The organism is Candidatus Latescibacterota bacterium (assembly GCA_020633725.1).
GTDB lineage: Bacteria > Krumholzibacteriota > Krumholzibacteriia > JACNKJ01 > JACNKJ01 > VGXI01.
The window spans coordinates 79,803-97,292 of the sequence record JACKDC010000004.1; the positions used below are offsets into that span (position 1 = coordinate 79,803).

The 17,490-nt window shown below is 69.1% G+C and carries 11 protein-coding genes; 6 read left to right on the top strand and 5 right to left on the bottom strand.

The features are described 5' to 3' along the window. Positions 1 to 101 precede the first annotated feature (101 nt). The 3 genes from H6693_10105 to H6693_10115 form a co-directional block, all read right to left on the bottom strand. The gene (locus tag H6693_10105) at positions 102 to 812 is read right to left on the bottom strand and encodes an immune inhibitor A (protein MCB9516535.1); all 711 of its coding nucleotides are present in this window, start codon (positions 810 to 812) and stop codon (positions 102 to 104) included. A gap of 271 nt (positions 813 to 1,083) precedes the next feature. Then, entirely contained in the window at positions 1,084 to 1,611 is a 528-nt protein-coding gene (locus tag H6693_10110; protein MCB9516536.1) for a hypothetical protein, read from the bottom strand. Positions 1,612 to 1,760: 149 nt separating this feature from the next. Beyond that, positions 1,761 to 2,288: a hypothetical protein gene (locus H6693_10115; protein ID MCB9516537.1), complete on the bottom strand. Its 528-nt coding sequence runs from the start codon at positions 2,286 to 2,288 to the stop codon at positions 1,761 to 1,763. Positions 2,289 to 2,585: 297 nt separating this feature from the next. Here H6693_10115 and H6693_10120 point away from each other — a divergent pair, with 297 nt between their 5' ends. The 4 genes from H6693_10120 (at position 2,586) to H6693_10135 (ending at position 8,166) form a co-directional block, all read left to right on the top strand. Beyond that, entirely contained in the window at positions 2,586 to 4,469 is a 1,884-nt protein-coding gene (locus H6693_10120) for a hypothetical protein (GenBank protein MCB9516538.1), read from the top strand. Positions 4,470 to 4,854: 385 nt separating this feature from the next. Continuing rightward, a complete protein-coding gene (locus H6693_10125) occupies positions 4,855 to 6,384 on the top strand; it encodes an aromatic amino acid lyase (GenBank protein MCB9516539.1) in 1,530 nt (509 codons plus the stop codon). Positions 6,385 to 6,456: 72 nt separating this feature from the next. After that, a complete protein-coding gene (locus H6693_10130) occupies positions 6,457 to 6,654 on the top strand; it encodes a hypothetical protein (protein MCB9516540.1) in 198 nt (65 codons plus the stop codon). Between the two features lie 15 nt (positions 6,655 to 6,669). Next, complete coding sequence (locus H6693_10135) at positions 6,670 to 8,166, top strand: GWxTD domain-containing protein (protein MCB9516541.1); 1,497 nt, start codon at positions 6,670 to 6,672, stop codon at positions 8,164 to 8,166. Here H6693_10135 and H6693_10140 read toward each other — a convergent pair. Continuing rightward, on the bottom strand, positions 8,163 to 10,631 hold the full coding sequence (locus H6693_10140; GenBank protein ID MCB9516542.1) for a S9 family peptidase: 2,469 nt from the start codon (positions 10,629 to 10,631) through the stop codon (positions 8,163 to 8,165). The genes H6693_10135 and H6693_10140 overlap by 4 nt on opposite strands. 497 nt (positions 10,632 to 11,128) lie before the next feature. Between H6693_10140 and H6693_10145 the strand changes: the two genes are divergently transcribed. Then, on the top strand, positions 11,129 to 13,738 hold the full coding sequence (locus tag H6693_10145; protein MCB9516543.1) for a cytochrome c3 family protein: 2,610 nt from the start codon (positions 11,129 to 11,131) through the stop codon (positions 13,736 to 13,738). Positions 13,739 to 13,816: 78 nt separating this feature from the next. Here the strand turns inward: H6693_10145 and H6693_10150 are convergent, their stop codons facing one another. Continuing rightward, entirely contained in the window at positions 13,817 to 15,253 is a 1,437-nt protein-coding gene (locus H6693_10150) for a NapC/NirT family cytochrome c (GenBank protein ID MCB9516544.1), read from the bottom strand. A gap of 220 nt (positions 15,254 to 15,473) precedes the next feature. On the opposite strand from H6693_10150, the gene H6693_10155 reads away from it, so the two are divergent. Then, positions 15,474 to 17,423, top strand: coding sequence for a cytochrome b/b6 domain-containing protein (locus H6693_10155; GenBank protein MCB9516545.1), 1,950 nt, complete (start codon positions 15,474 to 15,476; stop codon positions 17,421 to 17,423). The last annotated feature ends 67 nt before the right edge of the window (positions 17,424 to 17,490 follow it).

Here is a 17,490-nt window from a genome sequence, read left to right on the forward strand (position 1 = left end):
CTTCGTAAGTCTAGCTCAGTTTGTCTCCAAAGTTAACCGCGAAGTGCGAAAAAGGCCCGCGCCATGAGGCGCGGGCCACTGCGTAGCGATTGCCGGTTCGACTAGTACAGGGTCTTGATCGTCGACCAGCTGCTGTCCTCGGTGGGAACCAGCGTGCTGCCGGCCATCGCGGAGGCGATGTACCAGCCGGGGTACTGGACGGAGCTGTCCGAGCCGAACTTCACGGCGACGGAGACGGTCTGGCCCATGAAGGCGCTCAGATCGAAGCAGTCCTTCACGAAGCCGACGGGGCCGTCGGTGAAGCCGGGCTGGTTGTCCACGCACCAGGCGTAGTAGGTCGTGCTGTCGCTGATCAGATCGTCGGGATAGCCGCCCGCGGGCGCCACGACGGTGTAGCTGCCACCGGCGTAGATCTCGACGTTGCAGCCGTCATAGCTGTTCTCGGTGTCGTAGTAGTGGCAGATCTCCAGCAGGTTGCAGGTCTCGCTGACGGTGAAGGAGCCACCCAGCACGGCGCGCTCGCCGGCGTCGTTCGGGTAGTTGCCCGCCAGGATGGTGCCCAGCACGTTGCCGATGGCGTTGCCATCGCAGTCCACCGTCGGGATGCCCGTCGCGGTGCCGTACTGCCAGACGGGGGCGCCGCCGCCGTCGCAGGTCTCGGCCGTGAAGCTGCCGTCCCAGGTCCAGCACACCGACTCCAGACCGCACTCAACGCGGATGCTGGTGTCCGTGGAGTTGACGATGGGCTTGTCGGCGAGGGCGGGAGCCGCGAGCACCGCGATCAACGCCATGGCAAAAAGCAGTCTTTTCATGAGTTGCCTCCCATTGAGTTGCGCTGGTCGAACGCCTGTGACACAGCGGGGTGCTGTACAGTGAAAGCGCGCTATCCCGAGCCAGACCGGGCGGCGAAGATGCGGAGCAAGAAGTCGGAACGCCGGCCGGCGGCCACAGGGCCTCCGATTCAGCGATACCAGTATAGCCCAACCTGGATCGGGGAATCAACGATTGCTGGGACGATCTCAAAAGGGCGACGGAGGTCCGGAAGTGCCGGCTGGGGCCGTTCCGAAGCCGTCGCGGCGGGAGCTAGTAGAGCGATCGCACGCTGGACCAGGTGCGGGTCTCGGTCGCCGTGCCGGCGATGGCGAAGTCCAGGGTGCCCTCGACGAAGTGCGGGGTCCCGCCGTACATGTCTCCCTGCTGGAGCCAGTGAAGGACGGACTGTCCGCTGGGGCAGTCCTCGCCGACGTCGACCCGCAGCATGAAATAGCCGCCGTCGCCGTCGTAGATCTCGCCGTAGCCGCCGTCGCCGTCGGTGAAGCGGGCCACGTGCCCCTCGGCGCTGAAGACGAAGTTCCAGCCCAGGCCGCCGTCGAGGTAGCTGCCGCTGTCCTCGACCACGGTGAAGCAGGAGGGGAAGGTGAAGACGACCTCGTAGGTCCACTCGAAATCCGGGCTGCCGTTGTAGACGTAGAAGGTGAACTCGACGCCCGTGGCGCCGGCGACAACCGCCGTGGGCGATTCCAGCGTCACGTAGCTGTCGGTCATGTCCTGGGCGTACGCCGAGGGGGCCGCCAAAACCAGGGTTGCAAGCGCCAGCAGCAGCGTTTTCATCGGTCCCAGCTCCTTGGTCGAGTCACGGCGGAATTCTCGCCTTCCTGGCGCGATGGGTCAAGTCCCCACGGCCCTTTGCCGGGGCAGGGGCAACGAAAAGCGCCCGCGGCGATGACCGCGGGCGCCAGTCGATTCCAGAGAATCGGAGCCTAGTAGAGCGACTTCACGCTCGACCAGGTGTTGTCGTCGGTGGCGGTGCCGCCGATCGTGAAGTCCAGGTCAGCCTCGACGAAGTGGGGATCGTTGCCGTAGTCGTCGCCCTCGAGGAGGTAGTGGACCATGGCCGGACCGGCATCGCAGTCGGTGCCGACGTCGACGGTCACGTAGAAGTAGCCACCGTCGCCATCGTAGACCTCGCCGTAGCCGGCATCGTTGTCCAGGAACTGCGCGACGTTGCCGGCGGCGGCAAAGTCGAAGGACCAGACGCTCGACGCGCCGCTGTCATCCCAGGAACCGTCCGTCACGGTGAAGCACGCGGGGAAGGTGAAGGTCAGGTTGCGGATCCACTCGTAGTCCGGGCTGCCGCAGTAGACGTAGAACGTGAAGACGACGCCGGTGTCGCCGGGGTTCACCATCGACGGGCTATCCAGCTGGGCGTAGCTGCCGGTCATGTCCTGCGCGAGGGCGGGGACCGCAAACAGGGCCAGGATCGCCAGGGTCGAGAGCAGTTTCTTCATTGGGTTGTCCTCCTAAGAGCTGTTACACAGGTGCTTGGGCGCCGCAGCGTCGGAGTCAGTTGGCGGGCGGCCAGTTTTCGACCATCGCCAGTGCCCGAGTAGCGCCAACTCCAGATCAGCTTACCCGATATGGCCTTCGAAGTCAACGATAGGCGACTACGGATGGCAATTCAGTGTAACCGGCCCGCGACAGGCTCAGGCTGGCATCGAAAGCTGCGGCGGTGTAATATTTTGCTCGTGCAGATCGCATGCGGAATGCTCCGGCCGAATGGGCCGCGCGGGACGACGTCACCAAACGTGGACAGCCGCCGCCCGGGCCTCCACTCGCTCGCCCGCTGGGTGCGCCCCCTCCTGCTGGGAGCGTTCGCCTCCGCGTTCGCCTCCGCGTTCGCCTCGTCGGCTCGCGCCGCGCTCTGGGACTTCGAGCAGCCGGCCTTCATCGAGCGCGGCTACCGCGTCAAGGACCACGCGCTGCTGCACGACGGCACGGTGTTTCACCTCTTCTACATCCGCGGCGAACTGGGCCAGGGTCTCGACCCCTCGCTGGGGCACGCCGAGAGCGAGGACCTGCGACACTGGACCCTGCGTCCGCCCGTGCTCGCCGTGCCCGACGGCCGCTGGGCCACCCGCAGCATCTGGGCGCCGCAGGTGCTGCCCGCCGCCTCTCTCCCTCCCGCCTGGCGCCCCGCCGGCGCTCGCTGGGCGATGTTGGCCACCGGCGTGAACACGTCGCTCAGCCAGAGCATCGGTCTCGCCTGGAGCGCCGACCTCGAGCAGTGGGCGCCCGCGGCCGACCCCGTCTACACCTGCGGTCCCTGGTCCAACTGGAGCGCGGACGCCTGGGCCGACTGCCGCGACCCCTTCGCCTTCGTCCACGCCGACACGCTCTTCCTGCTGGCCGCCGCGCGCATGGCCGACGGCCACGGCGCCCTCGCCCTGGCCGCCGCGCCCCTCGACGCCACAGGCCCCCCGGTGTTTGCCGACCTGGGGCCGGTCATCGTGGCGCCGGACGAGGGCACCCTGGAAAGCCCGCAGCTCGTCCGCCTCGCCGACGGCGACTGGTGCCTGCTCTACACCCGCGGCGGCGTGGGTGGCACCAGTGTGATGCGCGCGCCGGACTTCCGCGGCCCCTGGGACCTGTCCGCGGGCGTGCGCTTCGACGAAGGCGCCGCCCCGGAGATCACCCCGCTGCCTGCCGCCCTCGCCGACTGGGCCGCGCCCAGCACGCATGCGCGGCTCTTCAGCCGCCATGAGAACTACCTCGAGTGGGGCGTCTACAACTTCGCGATCCAGTTCGACCTGCTCGACCTGGACCCCGCGCTCTGGCCACCCGCACTGCACGACCGCCAGGGGCTGCCCGGCTGGACTGCGGAGGATCTGCCCGGCGGCCCCAACCCCTTCCTGCTCGCACCGACCTTCGAGGACAACCCCATGGCCCGCGGCGCGACCACGTCCAGCGGCTACGGCGGCCACTCGTGGATCAGCAGCTTCGAGGCCTACCGCTCGGTGACCGGCGGCGTCGCGAGCCACGTGGGCGACAGCCTCGGCGCCGCGGCCGTGGGCATCGCCCGCTCGCCGGTCTTCACCGTGATGTCCCCGCGCCTCGACTTCCTCCTCGGCGGCGCGGGCCACCCGGACTCCTGCGCCCTCAGCCTGCGCCGGGCCTCCGACGGCGCTCTGCTCTTCCGCACGCCGCCGCCCGGCGGCCCCGGCACCGGGGTCCCCGGGGGCGAAGGGCTGCCCCTCGCTCCCCATGCCTGGGACCTGCGCACGCTGCGCGGCGTGGCCGTGCAGCTGGAGCTCGAGGACCGCGCGCAGGGGCCGGGCGGGTTCATCGCCCTCGATGAGATCCGCTGGAGCGACGAGAATCCTGACAATGCCGATCCACCGCTGCTACCTGGCGACCGCCCGGGCTTCGTTCTGCTGGCGGAAACTGACAATCCCTGGCTGCCGTCGGGCGGACCCCTGCGCCTCAGCCTGCGGATTGACAGGCCGGGCGCCTACGCGGCGGCGATCTACGACGTCCGCGGGCGCCGCGTGGCCCACCTCGGCGGCGGGGACTACCCGGCCGGCGAGCGGACCCTCATCTGGGCCGGCGGCGACCTGCCCGCGGGCCTGTACCTCGCGCGGATCGCCGGGCCCGGCGGCGCGCTCACCCGCAAGGTCGTGCTGCTTCGCTAGCGCCCGCCCCCGGGGGCGAGCCTGACCCGTGGGTCCTGAATCCCGCCCCCGGGGGGGGCGGGCCCCTCGGAAGAGCGACTGCTGTCGAAGAAGTGTCTGACCAGGGCTTGTCATGGATTCAAATGTATAGTACGTTGAGGCTGCCGTCAAGGGCGGTCGAAGAGAATCTCGAGGGCTCCCGCCCAGGGCTATGAGCAAAGCAACCGACCCGCCCCCCGGGGGCGGGTTCCGGGGGCGAGTCCGCGTCCCGGCCGCGGCATTGACGTCGGGTGTAGCGCAGGTCATCTTGTCCCCGCGCGGGCCGGGTCTCCGGCCGAAGCGGGGTGGGTGGGCGCGATACAGGCTGCTCGGCCGTGCCGGGTCGAGCCATCGCGGAGGTCGCGCCATGTCCGTCGTCGTCAGTGGTTCCCATCTCACCGTCGAGAACATCGTCGCCGTGGCCCGCCACGGGGAGCGCGTCGAGTTGCACCCCGAGGCGCGGGAGCGGATCCGCGCCTGCCGCGCCTTCATCGAGGAGCGCATCGCGGCGCGCGAGATCATGTACGGCGTCAACACCGGCATCGGCGAGTTCTCGGAGATCGTGCTCGACGACGAGCAGGTCAAGCAGTTCCAGCGCTACCTTATCTACAACCACGCGGCGGGCATCGGCGAGCCGGCGCCGCTGGATCATGTGCGGGCGGCGATGCTGCTGCGCGCGAACGTCCACGCGCACGGGCATTCCGGCTGCAGGCTCGAGATCACCGAGACCCTGGTCGCGATGCTCAACAAGGGCGTCACGCCGCACGTCTGCGTGAAGGGATCGGTGGGGGCCTGCGGCGACCTGGCGCCCATGAGCCAGATCGGCCTCACGATGATGGGCGAGGGCGAGTGCTTCTACGAGGGCGAGCGCCTCGCCAGCGACCTGGCCTTCCAGCGCGCGGACATCCCCGTGCCCGGCCTCCAGGCGCGCGACGGCCTCGCCGTCATCAACGGTTCCAACCTGCTCAACGCCATCGGCATCCTCACGCTGCACGACGCCGAGCGCTGGCTGAAGCAGGCGGACGTCGCCGCCGCCATGACCCTGGAAGCGCTCAAGGCCAACATGAAGCCCTACGACGCGCGGCTGCACGAGCTGCGCGGCTTCCGCGGCGCGGTGACCACCGCGGCCAACCTGCGCAAGGTGATCGACGGGTCGGATCTGGTGAGCGGCAAGGAGAAGGTCAAGGTGCAGGACGCCTACTCCATGCGCTCCACGCCCCAGGTGCACGGCGCCGCGCGCGACCAGCTGCGCTGGACCCGCGAGCAGCTGCTGATCGAGGCCAACGGCGTGGGCGACAACCCCATCTTCCTGCCCGAGGACGGCGTGGTGCTCACCGGCGCCAACTTCCAGGGCACGCCGGCTAGCATGCCCATCGACCACATGGGCGGGGCCATCACCATGATCTGCGCGATCAGCGAGCGGCGGCTGAACCGCATGACGAACCCGGCGCTCAGCGTCGGCCTGCCGGCCTTCCTCACCAAGGGCGCGGGCATGTTCAGCGGGCTGATGCTGAGCCAGTACACCGCCGACATGCAGGTGGTGGAGCAGAAGCTGCTGTCCACGCCGGCCTACCACCAGTCGATCCCGGCCGCGGCCGACCAGGAGGACTTCGTGTCCATGGGCATGAACTCCGCTCTCAAGACGCGGCAGATCATGGACACGGCCTACGGCGTGCTGGGCATCGAGCTGATGGCCGCCGCCCAGGCGCTGGACTTCCGCGACTACGGCTTCGGGCGCGGCACGCGCGCGGCGCACGCGGCGATTCGCGAGCACGTGGACTTCCTCGACGTCGACCGGCCGCTCTTCAAGGACCACAACGCCATGGCCGCGCTGGTGAAGAGCGGGGACATCCTCGAGGCGGTGGAGGCCGTGGTCGGCGAGCTGGACGCCTACTAGACCCGGGCGTTTGACCCGCCGGCGGGGGGCGACTAGACCAGCGCTGCGTTGCCCCGCACGGAGGTGATGGCGATGGGTTCCGGAAGCCGGTGGCTCTCCGCCGTCGTGGCGGCGATCCTTGCGCTGCTGCTGGTGATGCTCCTCTGCGGCCTCGCGCCGACTCCCAGCGATGCGCCGCCTCGGCCCGCCGCGGGCGCCCGCGGCGACTGGCTCTTTCTCTTCGCCGCCGCCGGCGACGTATCTTCCCTCAAGCTGCTGCTGATGCGGTAGCCGGGGGAGGTCTCCTTGCCGCTGCGGTTCCCGATGGCTGCGGCAGCGCTGCTCGCGCTGGCCGCCCTGCTGAACGCCTGCGCGCCCGAGCAGTACGCGCTCAACGAAGCGGTGCGCGAGGGGCGGCACTATGTGCCGGTGATCGTCCACCCCGCCTTTCCCACAGACTCCACGGCGGCCGACAGCCTCACACTCCGCAAGCAGGCACTCTGGAACGACCTCGAGGCGCTGATGAGCGCCGAGGAGCTCGCCGGCCTCGCCGCGGCGCCCGACAGCGCGGCTCTCGCCGACTGGGTCGAGAACTTCTGGCGTGGCCGCGATCCGGTGGCCACCACGGACGTCAACGAACGCCGCGACGACCACGCCCACCGCCTCGAGCTGGCGCGCCGGCTCTACCCGAGCCCGCGGCCGCCCTACTACGACGCGCGGGGCCGCGCCCTGGTTCGCTTCGGCGAGCCCGACGCCGTGCTGCGCGCCGGCGCGGACGTCACCGGCACCAGCTACGAGCCGCCGGTGGAGGTCTGGCGCGTGGGCGACGCGATCCTCGGCTTCCAGAGCTTCGCCAACAGCGGGGTGTTCACGCCGTCGGGCATGCCGTCGGCGCGCGAGGGGCTGTTCACGGCGCTGGCAGGAGGCGTGCGCGAGAGCCTGGTGATGCTCGAACAGGGCGAGCTGCTGGTCGAGAGCGACTCGGTGCGGGTGCAGCTTCTACGCGACGGCCCGCGCCTCTGGCTGGCCAGCGCCGTGGACTGCTTCCGCGCCAGCGACGACAGCACCCGCGTCCGCGCGAGCTACCAGCTGCGCGGCGATCAGCTCACCGCCGTCGCCGACAGCGCGGGCGTTCTGCGCTGGCGCTATGCGGTGGCGCTGGCGCTGGTGGATCCGTCGACGCAAGCGCGCTGGGTCACCCGCGACAGCGTGACGCTCGAGGTGCCGCAGACCGGGCGCGGCGGTCCGGTGAGCCTTTCGGGCTGGCTGGAGTTGCGCGTGCCCGCGGGCAGGCGCGACCTCACGCTGCAGCTCGGCGACGCGCAGGGCGACGGCGAGCAGCTCGCGCGCGGCGCGATCGACGTCCCCGCCTTTCCCGCCGACTCCCTCGCCCTCAGCGGCATCGCGCTCAGCCGCGCCGACGCCCCCGCGGGCAGCGCCCCCGGCGCGGAGGCGAACCTGCTGGGGGCGCCGGAGCCCTCGGCGATCTATCGGCGCGGGATGAAGCTCGGCCTCTACAACGAGGTCTACGGCCTCGAGACGGATCGCCGCGACCGCCACGACTGCCGGCTGCGCTACAGCATCCGCGCGCGCGGTGCGCGGCTGCCGGCCGTCAGCTCGGTCTTCCGCGACCAGGCGCGGGGCTCCACCGCGCTCAGCACCTTGATCATCGACACGGCGACGCTCGCGGCGGGCGAGTACGTCCTCACGCTCACGGTCATGGACGAACAGGCGCGACTCTTCGCCATCGGCGACGAGCGCTGGCAGGCGAGCCGCGAGCGCGTCTTCCGGATCGTCGATTAGCGCGCGGCCTGTTCGCGTGGCGTCGCGTTCTTCACGTAGCGGTCGAGCCAGGTGTCCTGCTCCCAGAGCAGGTGCATGACGCTCTCGCGCGCCCGGTAGCCGTGGCTCTCGTGCGGGAGCATCACCAGGCGCGCCGTGCCGCCGAGGCCCTTGATCGCCTCGTAGAGGCGTTCGCTCTGCAGCGGGAAGGTGCCGGAGTTGTTGTCGGCCTCGCCGTGGATGAGGAGCAGCGGCTCGTCGATCTTCTCGGCGTTCATGAAGGGGCTCATGCGGAAGTAGACCTCGGGCGCCTCCCAGAAGGTCCGTTCCTCGCCCTGGAAGCCGAAGGGCGTCAGCGAGCGGTTGTAGGCGCCGCTGCGCGCGATGCCGAGGCGGAAGAGATCCGAGTGCGCGAGCAGGTTCGCGGCCATGAAGGCGCCGTAGCTGTGGCCCCCGATGGCGATGCGCTCGCGGTCGGCGACGCCGCGGTCGGCCACCGCGTCCACGGCCGCCTGCGCGCTGGCGACGAGCTGCTCGACGAAGCTGTCGTTGGGCTCCGTGTCGCCTTCGCCGACGATGGGCATGGCGGCGTCGTCGAGCACCGCATAGCCGCGCGTGAGGAAGAGCTCGGGCGAGAACCAGCCCACGCGGGTGAAGCGGTAGGGCGAGTCGCTGACCTGGCCCGCGTCGGCCGCGCTCTTGAACTCGCGCGGGTAGGCCCACATCAGCAGCGGCAGCGGGGCGTCGACGCCCGGGGTGAAGTCGGCGGGCGTGTAGAGCGTGCCGGTGAGGGGCACGCCGTCGGCGCGGGTGTACTGCAGCAGCTCCTTGTGGACGCCCTCGAGCTGGGGGGTGGGATTGGGAAAGTCCGTCACCGGCGTGAGGGTCTTCGCCGCGAGGTCGCGCAGGAAATAGTTGGGCGGGTCGGTCTGGCTCTCGCGCCGCGTGAGCAGCACGGGGCCCGTGGCGGCGATGACGTCCACCGGCGACTCGTAGTACGGCGCCTCGGAGCGGAAGAGGCGGGTGGTCTCGCCGCTGGCGAGATCGAGGCGGTCGAGGAAGGGCCGGTCGCCCTCGGGCGACGCGCCCTGGCCGGCCAGGTAGAGCGCGCCGCCGTCGAGCAGCATGACGTCCCGCCCGAAGGGTCCCGGCGCCATCACCGGCCGGCCGGGGTCGGCGTAGCGGTCCTGCCAGCTGCGGTTGACCCTGAGCACAGGGGTAACCGTGGGATCGCCGGGGGCCACCTGCCAGGTCCGGGTGTTGCGGGTCTTCCACCACATGCTGTTGACCAGGGCCACGTGGTCGTCGCCCCAGAATGTGCCGGCGAAGCGGTTGGCCAGGGTGATGAGAACGGTGGGCTCGCCGCTGAACGGCGCGGCCAGGGTGAAGACGCGATCGCGCTCGGCGGCCTCGACGCCCGCGTCGCCGCCGTCGAGGGCCTCGGCCCAGCAGAGCGTGGCGGGAGCGTCGTCGCGCCAGGAGACGTCGCGCGGTCCGGTGGGCACCGAACCGAAGGCGATGGGCACCTGATCCTGCAGCGGCAGGTCGGCGAGGCGGTGGACGAGGCGGCCGTCCGCGTCCCAGATTTCGATGCGGCGGGGGAAGCCGTCCTCGCGCAGCGAGTAGGAGTAGGGCCGGTGGACGGTCTCCACCAGCAGGTAGCGGCCGTCGGGCGAGGGATCGAAGCTGCGGACGAGGCCGGCCTCGCCGAGCGCGCCAGCGCCCTTCTTCTTGCGGTCGATGCGCACGCGCACGAGCTGCGAGCGGCAGTAGTGGTCGAAGAGGTCTTCGTCGTGTGCGTCGGTGAGGAGATCCTGGAAGGTGCGCGCCGCGGACTTCTTGCCCAGGTTCTCCTGCACGATCGGTCCCGCGGGCGCCAGGGGCTCCGCGGGGGGCGCGCCGCGGCCGGCGGGGATGCTGGCCACGACGAAGCTCTGGCTGTCGGGCAGCCATCTGTAGGGACGCGTGTACGCGGCGTTGAGGACGAGATCGCGCTTGCCCACGCGCTCGGCGTCGCCGCCGTCCAGCGCGGCGGTCCAGAGGGCGAGCGCGCCGTCGGACTCGAGCACGAAGGCGATGCGCTTGCCGTCGGGCGACCAGGTGACGTCCGTGATGCGGCCACCCGCGGGCAGGCCCGTGACGGGGCGCTCGAAGCCGTCGCTCAGCCGGCGGAAGCGGAGACCGCTCAGCGTGCGCTGGCGGCTGGGGCCGTTGGTGGCCGGGTTGATGCGCATGCCGGCGAGGCGAAGCTCGGGCTGGGCGACCTCCTCGATGGAGGGCAGGCCGGGGGAGTCCAACAGCAGGATCCAGGCGCGGTCGGGGCTGACGTCGACCCGCGGCGTGGGCGGGGCGTCGATCATGTCGGCCAGGACCGCCGGCGGCATGCGGTAGCCGCCCTCCAGAGCGGCGGCGCCGGTGGGGATGATCGCGAGCGCCAGCAGCAGGGCCAGGGCCAGCGAGATCGGGCGGGGGCGGGTCGTCGGCATCGCAACTCCTCATCATGGGCATCGAGTTGGGCGTCGGGGAAGCCGGGGTCAGTCTAAGTCCTTGCGGTGAATCAGACTAGCCCGTTTCCTTCCCGGGCGGCATTTTTCCGTCGCCGCGGGAACCCGGCCGGGGCTGGGGCGTTGCGGAAGCAGTACCGACACCCTTCGAAGCACTGAGATGCCAACGCAAGCCCCCGGAGATTCCGGGGGCTTTCCCTTGTGCCGCGGAGAATGTGGCCGGTCCCCCTCAAGCCTCTGCGGCGCCGCCGGATCGCCCACGCCGGCCGCATCCTTCCCCGTCTTCGCCTCAAGTCACTGCTGCACAGCCATTTGGCCCGTCGCCTCGCCCCGCAGCCACATTCTCGGCGGCACAAGGGGGGAGTTTCAGGATTGAAGAAGAATTCAGACCCCGGTTGTAATCTTCTTCACATGCAGGTATTTTAGGTGCCGTTACCCGAAATACCCCGCCTCCGGGCGACAGCCAAGGAAACCGTGTCATGCGCCTGCGTCACCCTCGGGTTTGGAACGTCGTCGGCCTCTTCGCGACCCTGCTGCCGGCGCTGTGGCTGAGCCTCGCGCCGGCCCCCGCGCGCGCCGACGCCGACGCCTGCCTCATGTGCCACGACGATCCGGGTCTGACGAGCGCCGACGGCCGCTCGCTGCACATGACCGCGGACGCGCTCGTCGGTTCCGTGCACGACGGCCTCGACTGCACGGACTGCCATCTCGACGGCAACTTCGACGACGCGCCGCACTGGCCCGCAGGCAACGGCGTCGACTGCGCCAGCTGCCACGACCAGGTGAGCAACCTGTGGATGGAGCGCTTCTACGAGCACCTGAAGCGCAAGGACTTCCAGGGCGTGATCCCCAGCTGCAGCGACTGCCACGGCAGCCACCAGATCAAGGATCAGGTGCCCGGCGGCAACGTCAAGACCTGCGGCAAGTGCCATCCCGACCAGGAGGCGGAGTACCGCCAGAGCTACCACGCGCAGCGCTACGAGGACGACCCGCGCAAGTACCCCACCTGCGTCACCTGCCACGACCCGCACTTCAAGGGCAAGAAGGAGCTGATGGGGGAGACGGCCTTCAAGCAGGAGATCGTGCTCACCTGCGCGCGCTGTCATCAGAAGGACATCGAGCTCTACGTCCACTCGACGCACTACCGGCGGCTGCAGGAAGACAACGACGACCGCGCCCCGTCCTGCGTGGACTGCCACGAGTCCCACGCGATTCGCAAGCCCAGCGACCCCAAGTCGCGGGTGAACAGCAACAACATCTCGCGCACCTGCGACGGCTGCCATCCGGGACATCGCGCCAGCCTGCACCGCAAGCCGGACGAGGCCGAGTCGCAGGTGAGCTGCACGTTCTGCCACACCGGCCATCAGACCGACATGACCTCCATCGCCAACGTCATCTACAAGGCGGGGGGCATCTTCAACAAGTGCAACTACTGCCACAACGAGCACTCGCGCGCCGACTCGAAGCACGTGCTGGCGCACAGCAAGGTGATGGACAAGGACCTGGCCGGCGGTGACGTGAACTGCTCAGAGTGTCACGTCTACCACTGGAAGGTGAAGGACGCCACGGGCCACGAGCGCAAGAGCCACCCGGACTGCGCCAACTGCCACGCCGAGCAGAACATGGCCTACATGAAGTCGATTCACGGGCGCGCGCGCGCGGCGGGGATCGACGCGGCGCCCACCTGCACCACCTGTCACGGGGATGCGCAGGTCCTGTCGCCGGAGACGAAGTTCACGCCGGAGGGCGTGGTCGAGCTCTGCTCGAGCTGCCACGCCAACAAGGAGCTGATGCTCTCCTTCGAGATCAATCCCTACGTGGTGGAGGGCTTCAAGGACACCTATCACGGCAAGCTCTACGGCCTGATGACCGAGGGCGTGCGCTTCGCCGTCTGCACGAACTGCCACGGGCACCACAGCATTCTCGAGCCGGAGTCCGAGGAGTCCTCGGTGAACCGCGCGCACATCGTGGAGACCTGCCGGCAGTGTCATCCGAAGGCGGAGGAGAACTTCGTCAGCTATCTCGTGCACCCGATCCAGCCGTCGGAGGCGGAGCTGGCCGAGGCGCGCGCGAAGCGTCCCAAGAATCAGCCCATGCTCCTGGACAAGCAGCTGGAGCCCCGCGCGCCGCGCGCGGGCGAGGCCTTCCAGGTGGCGTTCTCCACCGCGGACCGCGCGATGAAGCTGCTCTTCGTCGTCGTGCTCGGCTTCTTCGGCTTCCACACGATCCTGTGGTTCCAGCGGGGCATCCGGCCGCGACTGCGCAAGGAGAAGCGCTACTTCCGGCGCTTCACGCCCTACGAGCGCTTCCTGCACATTCTCGTCAACGTGAGCTTCCTCATGCTCTGTCTGACGGGTCTGCCGCAGTCCTACGTGGAGACGATCCCGGGCAAGTGGTTCCTCGAGAACATCCTGACCCTGCAGCGCGCGCAGCAGGTGCACTACTTCGCCGCGGCGATCACGGGGCTCTACTTCCTGCTCCACCTCATCCAGCTCGGGCTGAAGCTGCGCCAGTTCGGCTGGCGGCCGCTCCTGTCGGGGCCGGACTCCATGGTGCCGCAGAAGAAGGACTTCTTCGACTTCGTGCAGCACATCAAGTGGTTCTTCGGCAAGGCCGAGCGGCCCCGCTTCGACCGCTGGACCTACTGGGAGAAGTTCGACTACTTCGCGGTGTTCTGGGGCGTCGCGGTGATCGGCCTGTCCGGTCTCATCCGCTGGCGCGAGGAGTTCTTCGGCAACCTGCTGGGCGGCGGCGTGGTGTCCCTCGCGGACACGGTGCACAAGGAGGAGGCGCTGATGGCGGCGGCCTTCATCTTCATCGTGCACTTCTTCAACACCCACCTCCGCAGCGAGAAGTTCCCCATGGACGTGAGCATCTACACGGGCCTGGTCAGCGAGGAGGAGATGAAGGACGAGCGTCCGGAGCAGTGGGATCGCCTGACCGCGGGCGGCGTCGAGCCGCAGTTCAAGAAGGCGCGGCCCATCTGGGCGATGGTGCTGGCCTACGCCTGGGGCACCTTCGCGCTGCTGCTGGGGCTGCTGCTCCTGACCTTGATCATCATCGGCTTTGCCTCGGGCGGGCCGCACTAGGACTCGGGCGGACGAGGGTGCATGCAAGAGCGGCGGGGCGCTTGCCCCGCCGCTTCGCGTTTCGTCCTACTCCTGCGACTAGGGGAAGAGCTGGTGCAGGATCTCCGGATCCCGCTCCTCCCAGGCCAGCAGCGTGTGGCAGGTGTCGCAGTCCTGGCTGATGGTCTTGCCGTCCGCCGTGCTGTGGCTGTCGTCGTGGCAGCGGAAGCAGCCCGGCGACGCCTCGTGCCCGATGTGGTTCGGGTAGGTGCCCCAGGCCACCTTCATCTTGGGAAAGATGTTCCGGCTGTAGATGTCCACCGCCGTCTGCACGGCCTTCTGGAAGGCCGGCTTGCCGGCCCAGCCCGCGTCGGGCATCTCCTTGTCGTAGTAGGCGGCCATGCGCAGCGGGATCTCGCGGCGCGCGTCCTCCTGGGTGGGGTAGTCGCCCTTAATGGCCGCCATCGTCTCGCGCTTGATGTAGGGGATGCTCTTGTCGATGAGGCCCGCCGTGATCGCCTCGTTCACGGCGACGTCCGGCTCCTCGTAGGTGTGCGTGGGCCGGTTGTGGCAGTCCAGGCAGTCCATGCGGCGGATCTCGCTGGTCTCCACGAAGTCCGCGGGCGGGTCGAAGCCGTCCTGCACGAAGACGGCCGTGCTCCCGTCGGGGCGCGTCGCGCGGATCCACTTGATGTCCTCGCGGCTCTCGTCGGCGATGTAGTCCACGTCCAGGTCGATGTGCCAGTGGATTCCCGTCGCGAAGCCCGACTCCTTGCCGCCGCCGCCCACCTTCAGCACGAGCGCGTTCACCAGCTCGGAGTTCTCCTCGTCCTCGTCGTAGTGGCGCTTCACCAGCACCTTGTCGCCGTGGAACTTCTGCGGCCAGTGGCACTGCTCGCAGGTCTCGCGCGCCGGGCGCAGGTTGTGGATGGGCGTGCCGATCGGACGGTTGTAGCTGTTGGTGATCACGGCCCAGACCTGCCGCAGGCCGGAGAGCTTGGAGCGCACGTACCAGTCCGCGCCCGGCCCGATGTGGCACTCCACGCAGGACACCCGGGCGTGGGGCGAGTTGCTGTAGGCCGTGTACTCCGGCTGCATCACCGTGTGGCAGGTCTTGCCGCAGAAACCCACGGACTCGGTGTACTCCACGCCGCGGTAGCTCAGCGTCGCGACGACGATGAGCAGCAGGGTGCCGCCGACGATCATCACCACGAAGCGGTTGCGGTCCTCGCCGTTGTTCAGGTCCCAGCGGGGGAAGGGATAGAGCGGCGAGTCGCTTTCCTCGGTGCGCCGGTGCGCGCGCCAGCGACCGAGGGCCACCAGCAGCGCGCCGAGGGCGAAGCCGGCCGGCAGCACCAGGAACGTGAAGATCCCCACGTAGGGCGAGTCCAGGAAGCCGAGCGCATCCAGGAGCAGCAGAACCACCATGGGGATGCCGCTGAGGTACATCACCATGAGCCCGATGAGACCCAGGGGGTGGTTCACGTTGCGCAGGGTCAGGACCCGGAAGGTCCGCAGGAAGGACTTGAATGTCATGAAATGGCCTCCGATTGAGCGCGTCACGCCGGACGGCACCGTAGTAAACGCCATTCCGGCAAAACCGCCAACCCTATCCTAAACAAAGCGGTTAACGCTCACCAACCCGACCCTTGCTTCTGGACCCGAATGTCTCATATTGTTGGCGCGCCGACGGGAATCCGCCGCCGGCGAGAGGGCGGCCACCGGCCGCCGGATCCTGCCCGTGAAGGAGACTGCCATGCTGGCTGTGAAGCGCTGCGCGATGCTGGGACTGTCGGTGGTCCTGGCGCTCGCGCTGGGGGTCCTGCCCGCGTCCGCGGCGGACTGGAAGACGAGCGAGTGCCTCGAGTGCCACCAGGACACGGGGGGCGACCCGCCCGAGGTCACGCCGGAGACGCTGAAGGGAAGCATCCACGCCAGCTTCGCGTGCTCGGACTGTCACGCGGACATCGAGGAGCTGCCCCACGACACCGTGGCCAAGGTGAACTGCGGGCTCTGCCACGAGCAGGAGGCGACGGACTACACCCGGCACGGCCTGGGCAAGGTGGGCGTCAATCCGGACATCCCCACCTGCGTCAGCTGCCACGGCACGCACAACATCCTGGGCGTGGCGGAGAAGGAGAGCCCGGTCAACCCGCTCAACCTGCCCACCACCTGCGGACGCTGCCACGAGGACGAGAACTTCGCCGAGAAGGAAGGCATCCGCTTCAAGCACCCGGTGAAGGTCTACACCAACAGCGTGCACGGGCGCGCGGCGCTGGGCGGCATCTACTCGGCGGCCACCTGCAACGACTGCCACTCCACCGACGGCAGCGCGCACAAGATCCTGCCCCCGGGCGACGTGAACTCGGCCATCAACCACTTCAACATCGCCCACACCTGCGGCAAGTGCCACAAGTACATCGAGCAGGACTACCGCGAGGGCATCCACGGCCAGCTCACCGAGCGCGGCCAGGTGGAGAGCCCGATCTGCACCACCTGCCACGGCGAGCACAACATCCTGCCCACGGACGACCCGCGCTCCCCGGTGAGCCCGAGCCGCCTGGCCGAGGCCACCTGCTCGCCCTGCCACGAGTCCGCCAACCTGAACGAGAAGTACGAGCTGCCCACCGGGCGCCTGCACTCGTTCCAGGACTCCTACCACGGGCTAAAGAGCAAGGCGGGCGACGTCACCGTGGCCAACTGCGCGTCCTGCCACGGCGCGCACCGCATCCTGCCGGCGGACGACCCCACCTCGACGATCAACCCGGCCAACCTGCAGCACACCTGCGGCGGTTGCCATCCCTCGATCACCGCCGAGATCGCCGCGACGCCCATCCACCAGGACACCACGGGTCTGCACACCGGCGTGGCCGGCCTGGTCCGCAAGATCTACGTCATCCTGATCGTCGTGGTGATCGGCAGCATGGCCCTGCACTGGCTGATCGACCTGCTGCACCAGATCCGCATCGTGATGCGCAAGAAGCAGGTGCGGCGCATGGAGGGCGACGAGGTGGTGCAGCACTTCGTGCTGGCGCTGGCCTTCACGGTGCTGGTGCTGAGCGGCTTCTCGCTGCGCTTCTACGAGGCGTGGTGGTCGCAGTGGCTCTTCGGCTGGCAGGGCGGCTACACGTTCCGCGGCGAGCTGCACCGCGTCGCCGGCGTCGTGCTGCTGCTGGCCTCCGTCTGGCACTTCTTCTTCCTGTTCTCGCGCCGGGGCCGCACCTTCCTCAAGGACATGCTCCCCGGCATGCACGACTTCACCCAGTTCGGCGAGATGATGGGCTTCAACCTGGGCCTCCGGAAGGAGCACCCGCACTTCGGGCGCTTCTCCTACGTGGAGAAGGCGGAGTACTGGGCGCTGGTCTGGGGCACCGCCGTGATGGGCATCACCGGGCTGATGCTGTGGTTCGACAACTTCTTCGTCAACTGGCTGCCCAAGGGCTTCCTGGACGTGATGCTCGTCATCCACTACTACGAGGCGTGGCTGGCCTTCCTGGCCATCGTCATCTGGCACATGTACTCCACGGTGTTCAGCCCGAAGATGTACCCGATGAACCCCTCCTGGCTGACGGGCTTCATGCCCGAGGAGCAGTTCAAGGCCGAGCACCCGGCGGCGCTGGCGGCCAGCAACGTGGAGAAGGCCGACCTGAAGAACGGCAAGGGCGGCGGCGGGGGCGCGGCGCCGGAGCCGACGAAGAAGCACTGAGCCCGGCGCCAGTCGACAAGCAAACACCCCGCTGGGCCAGGCCCGGCGGGGTGTTTTGCTGGAATCC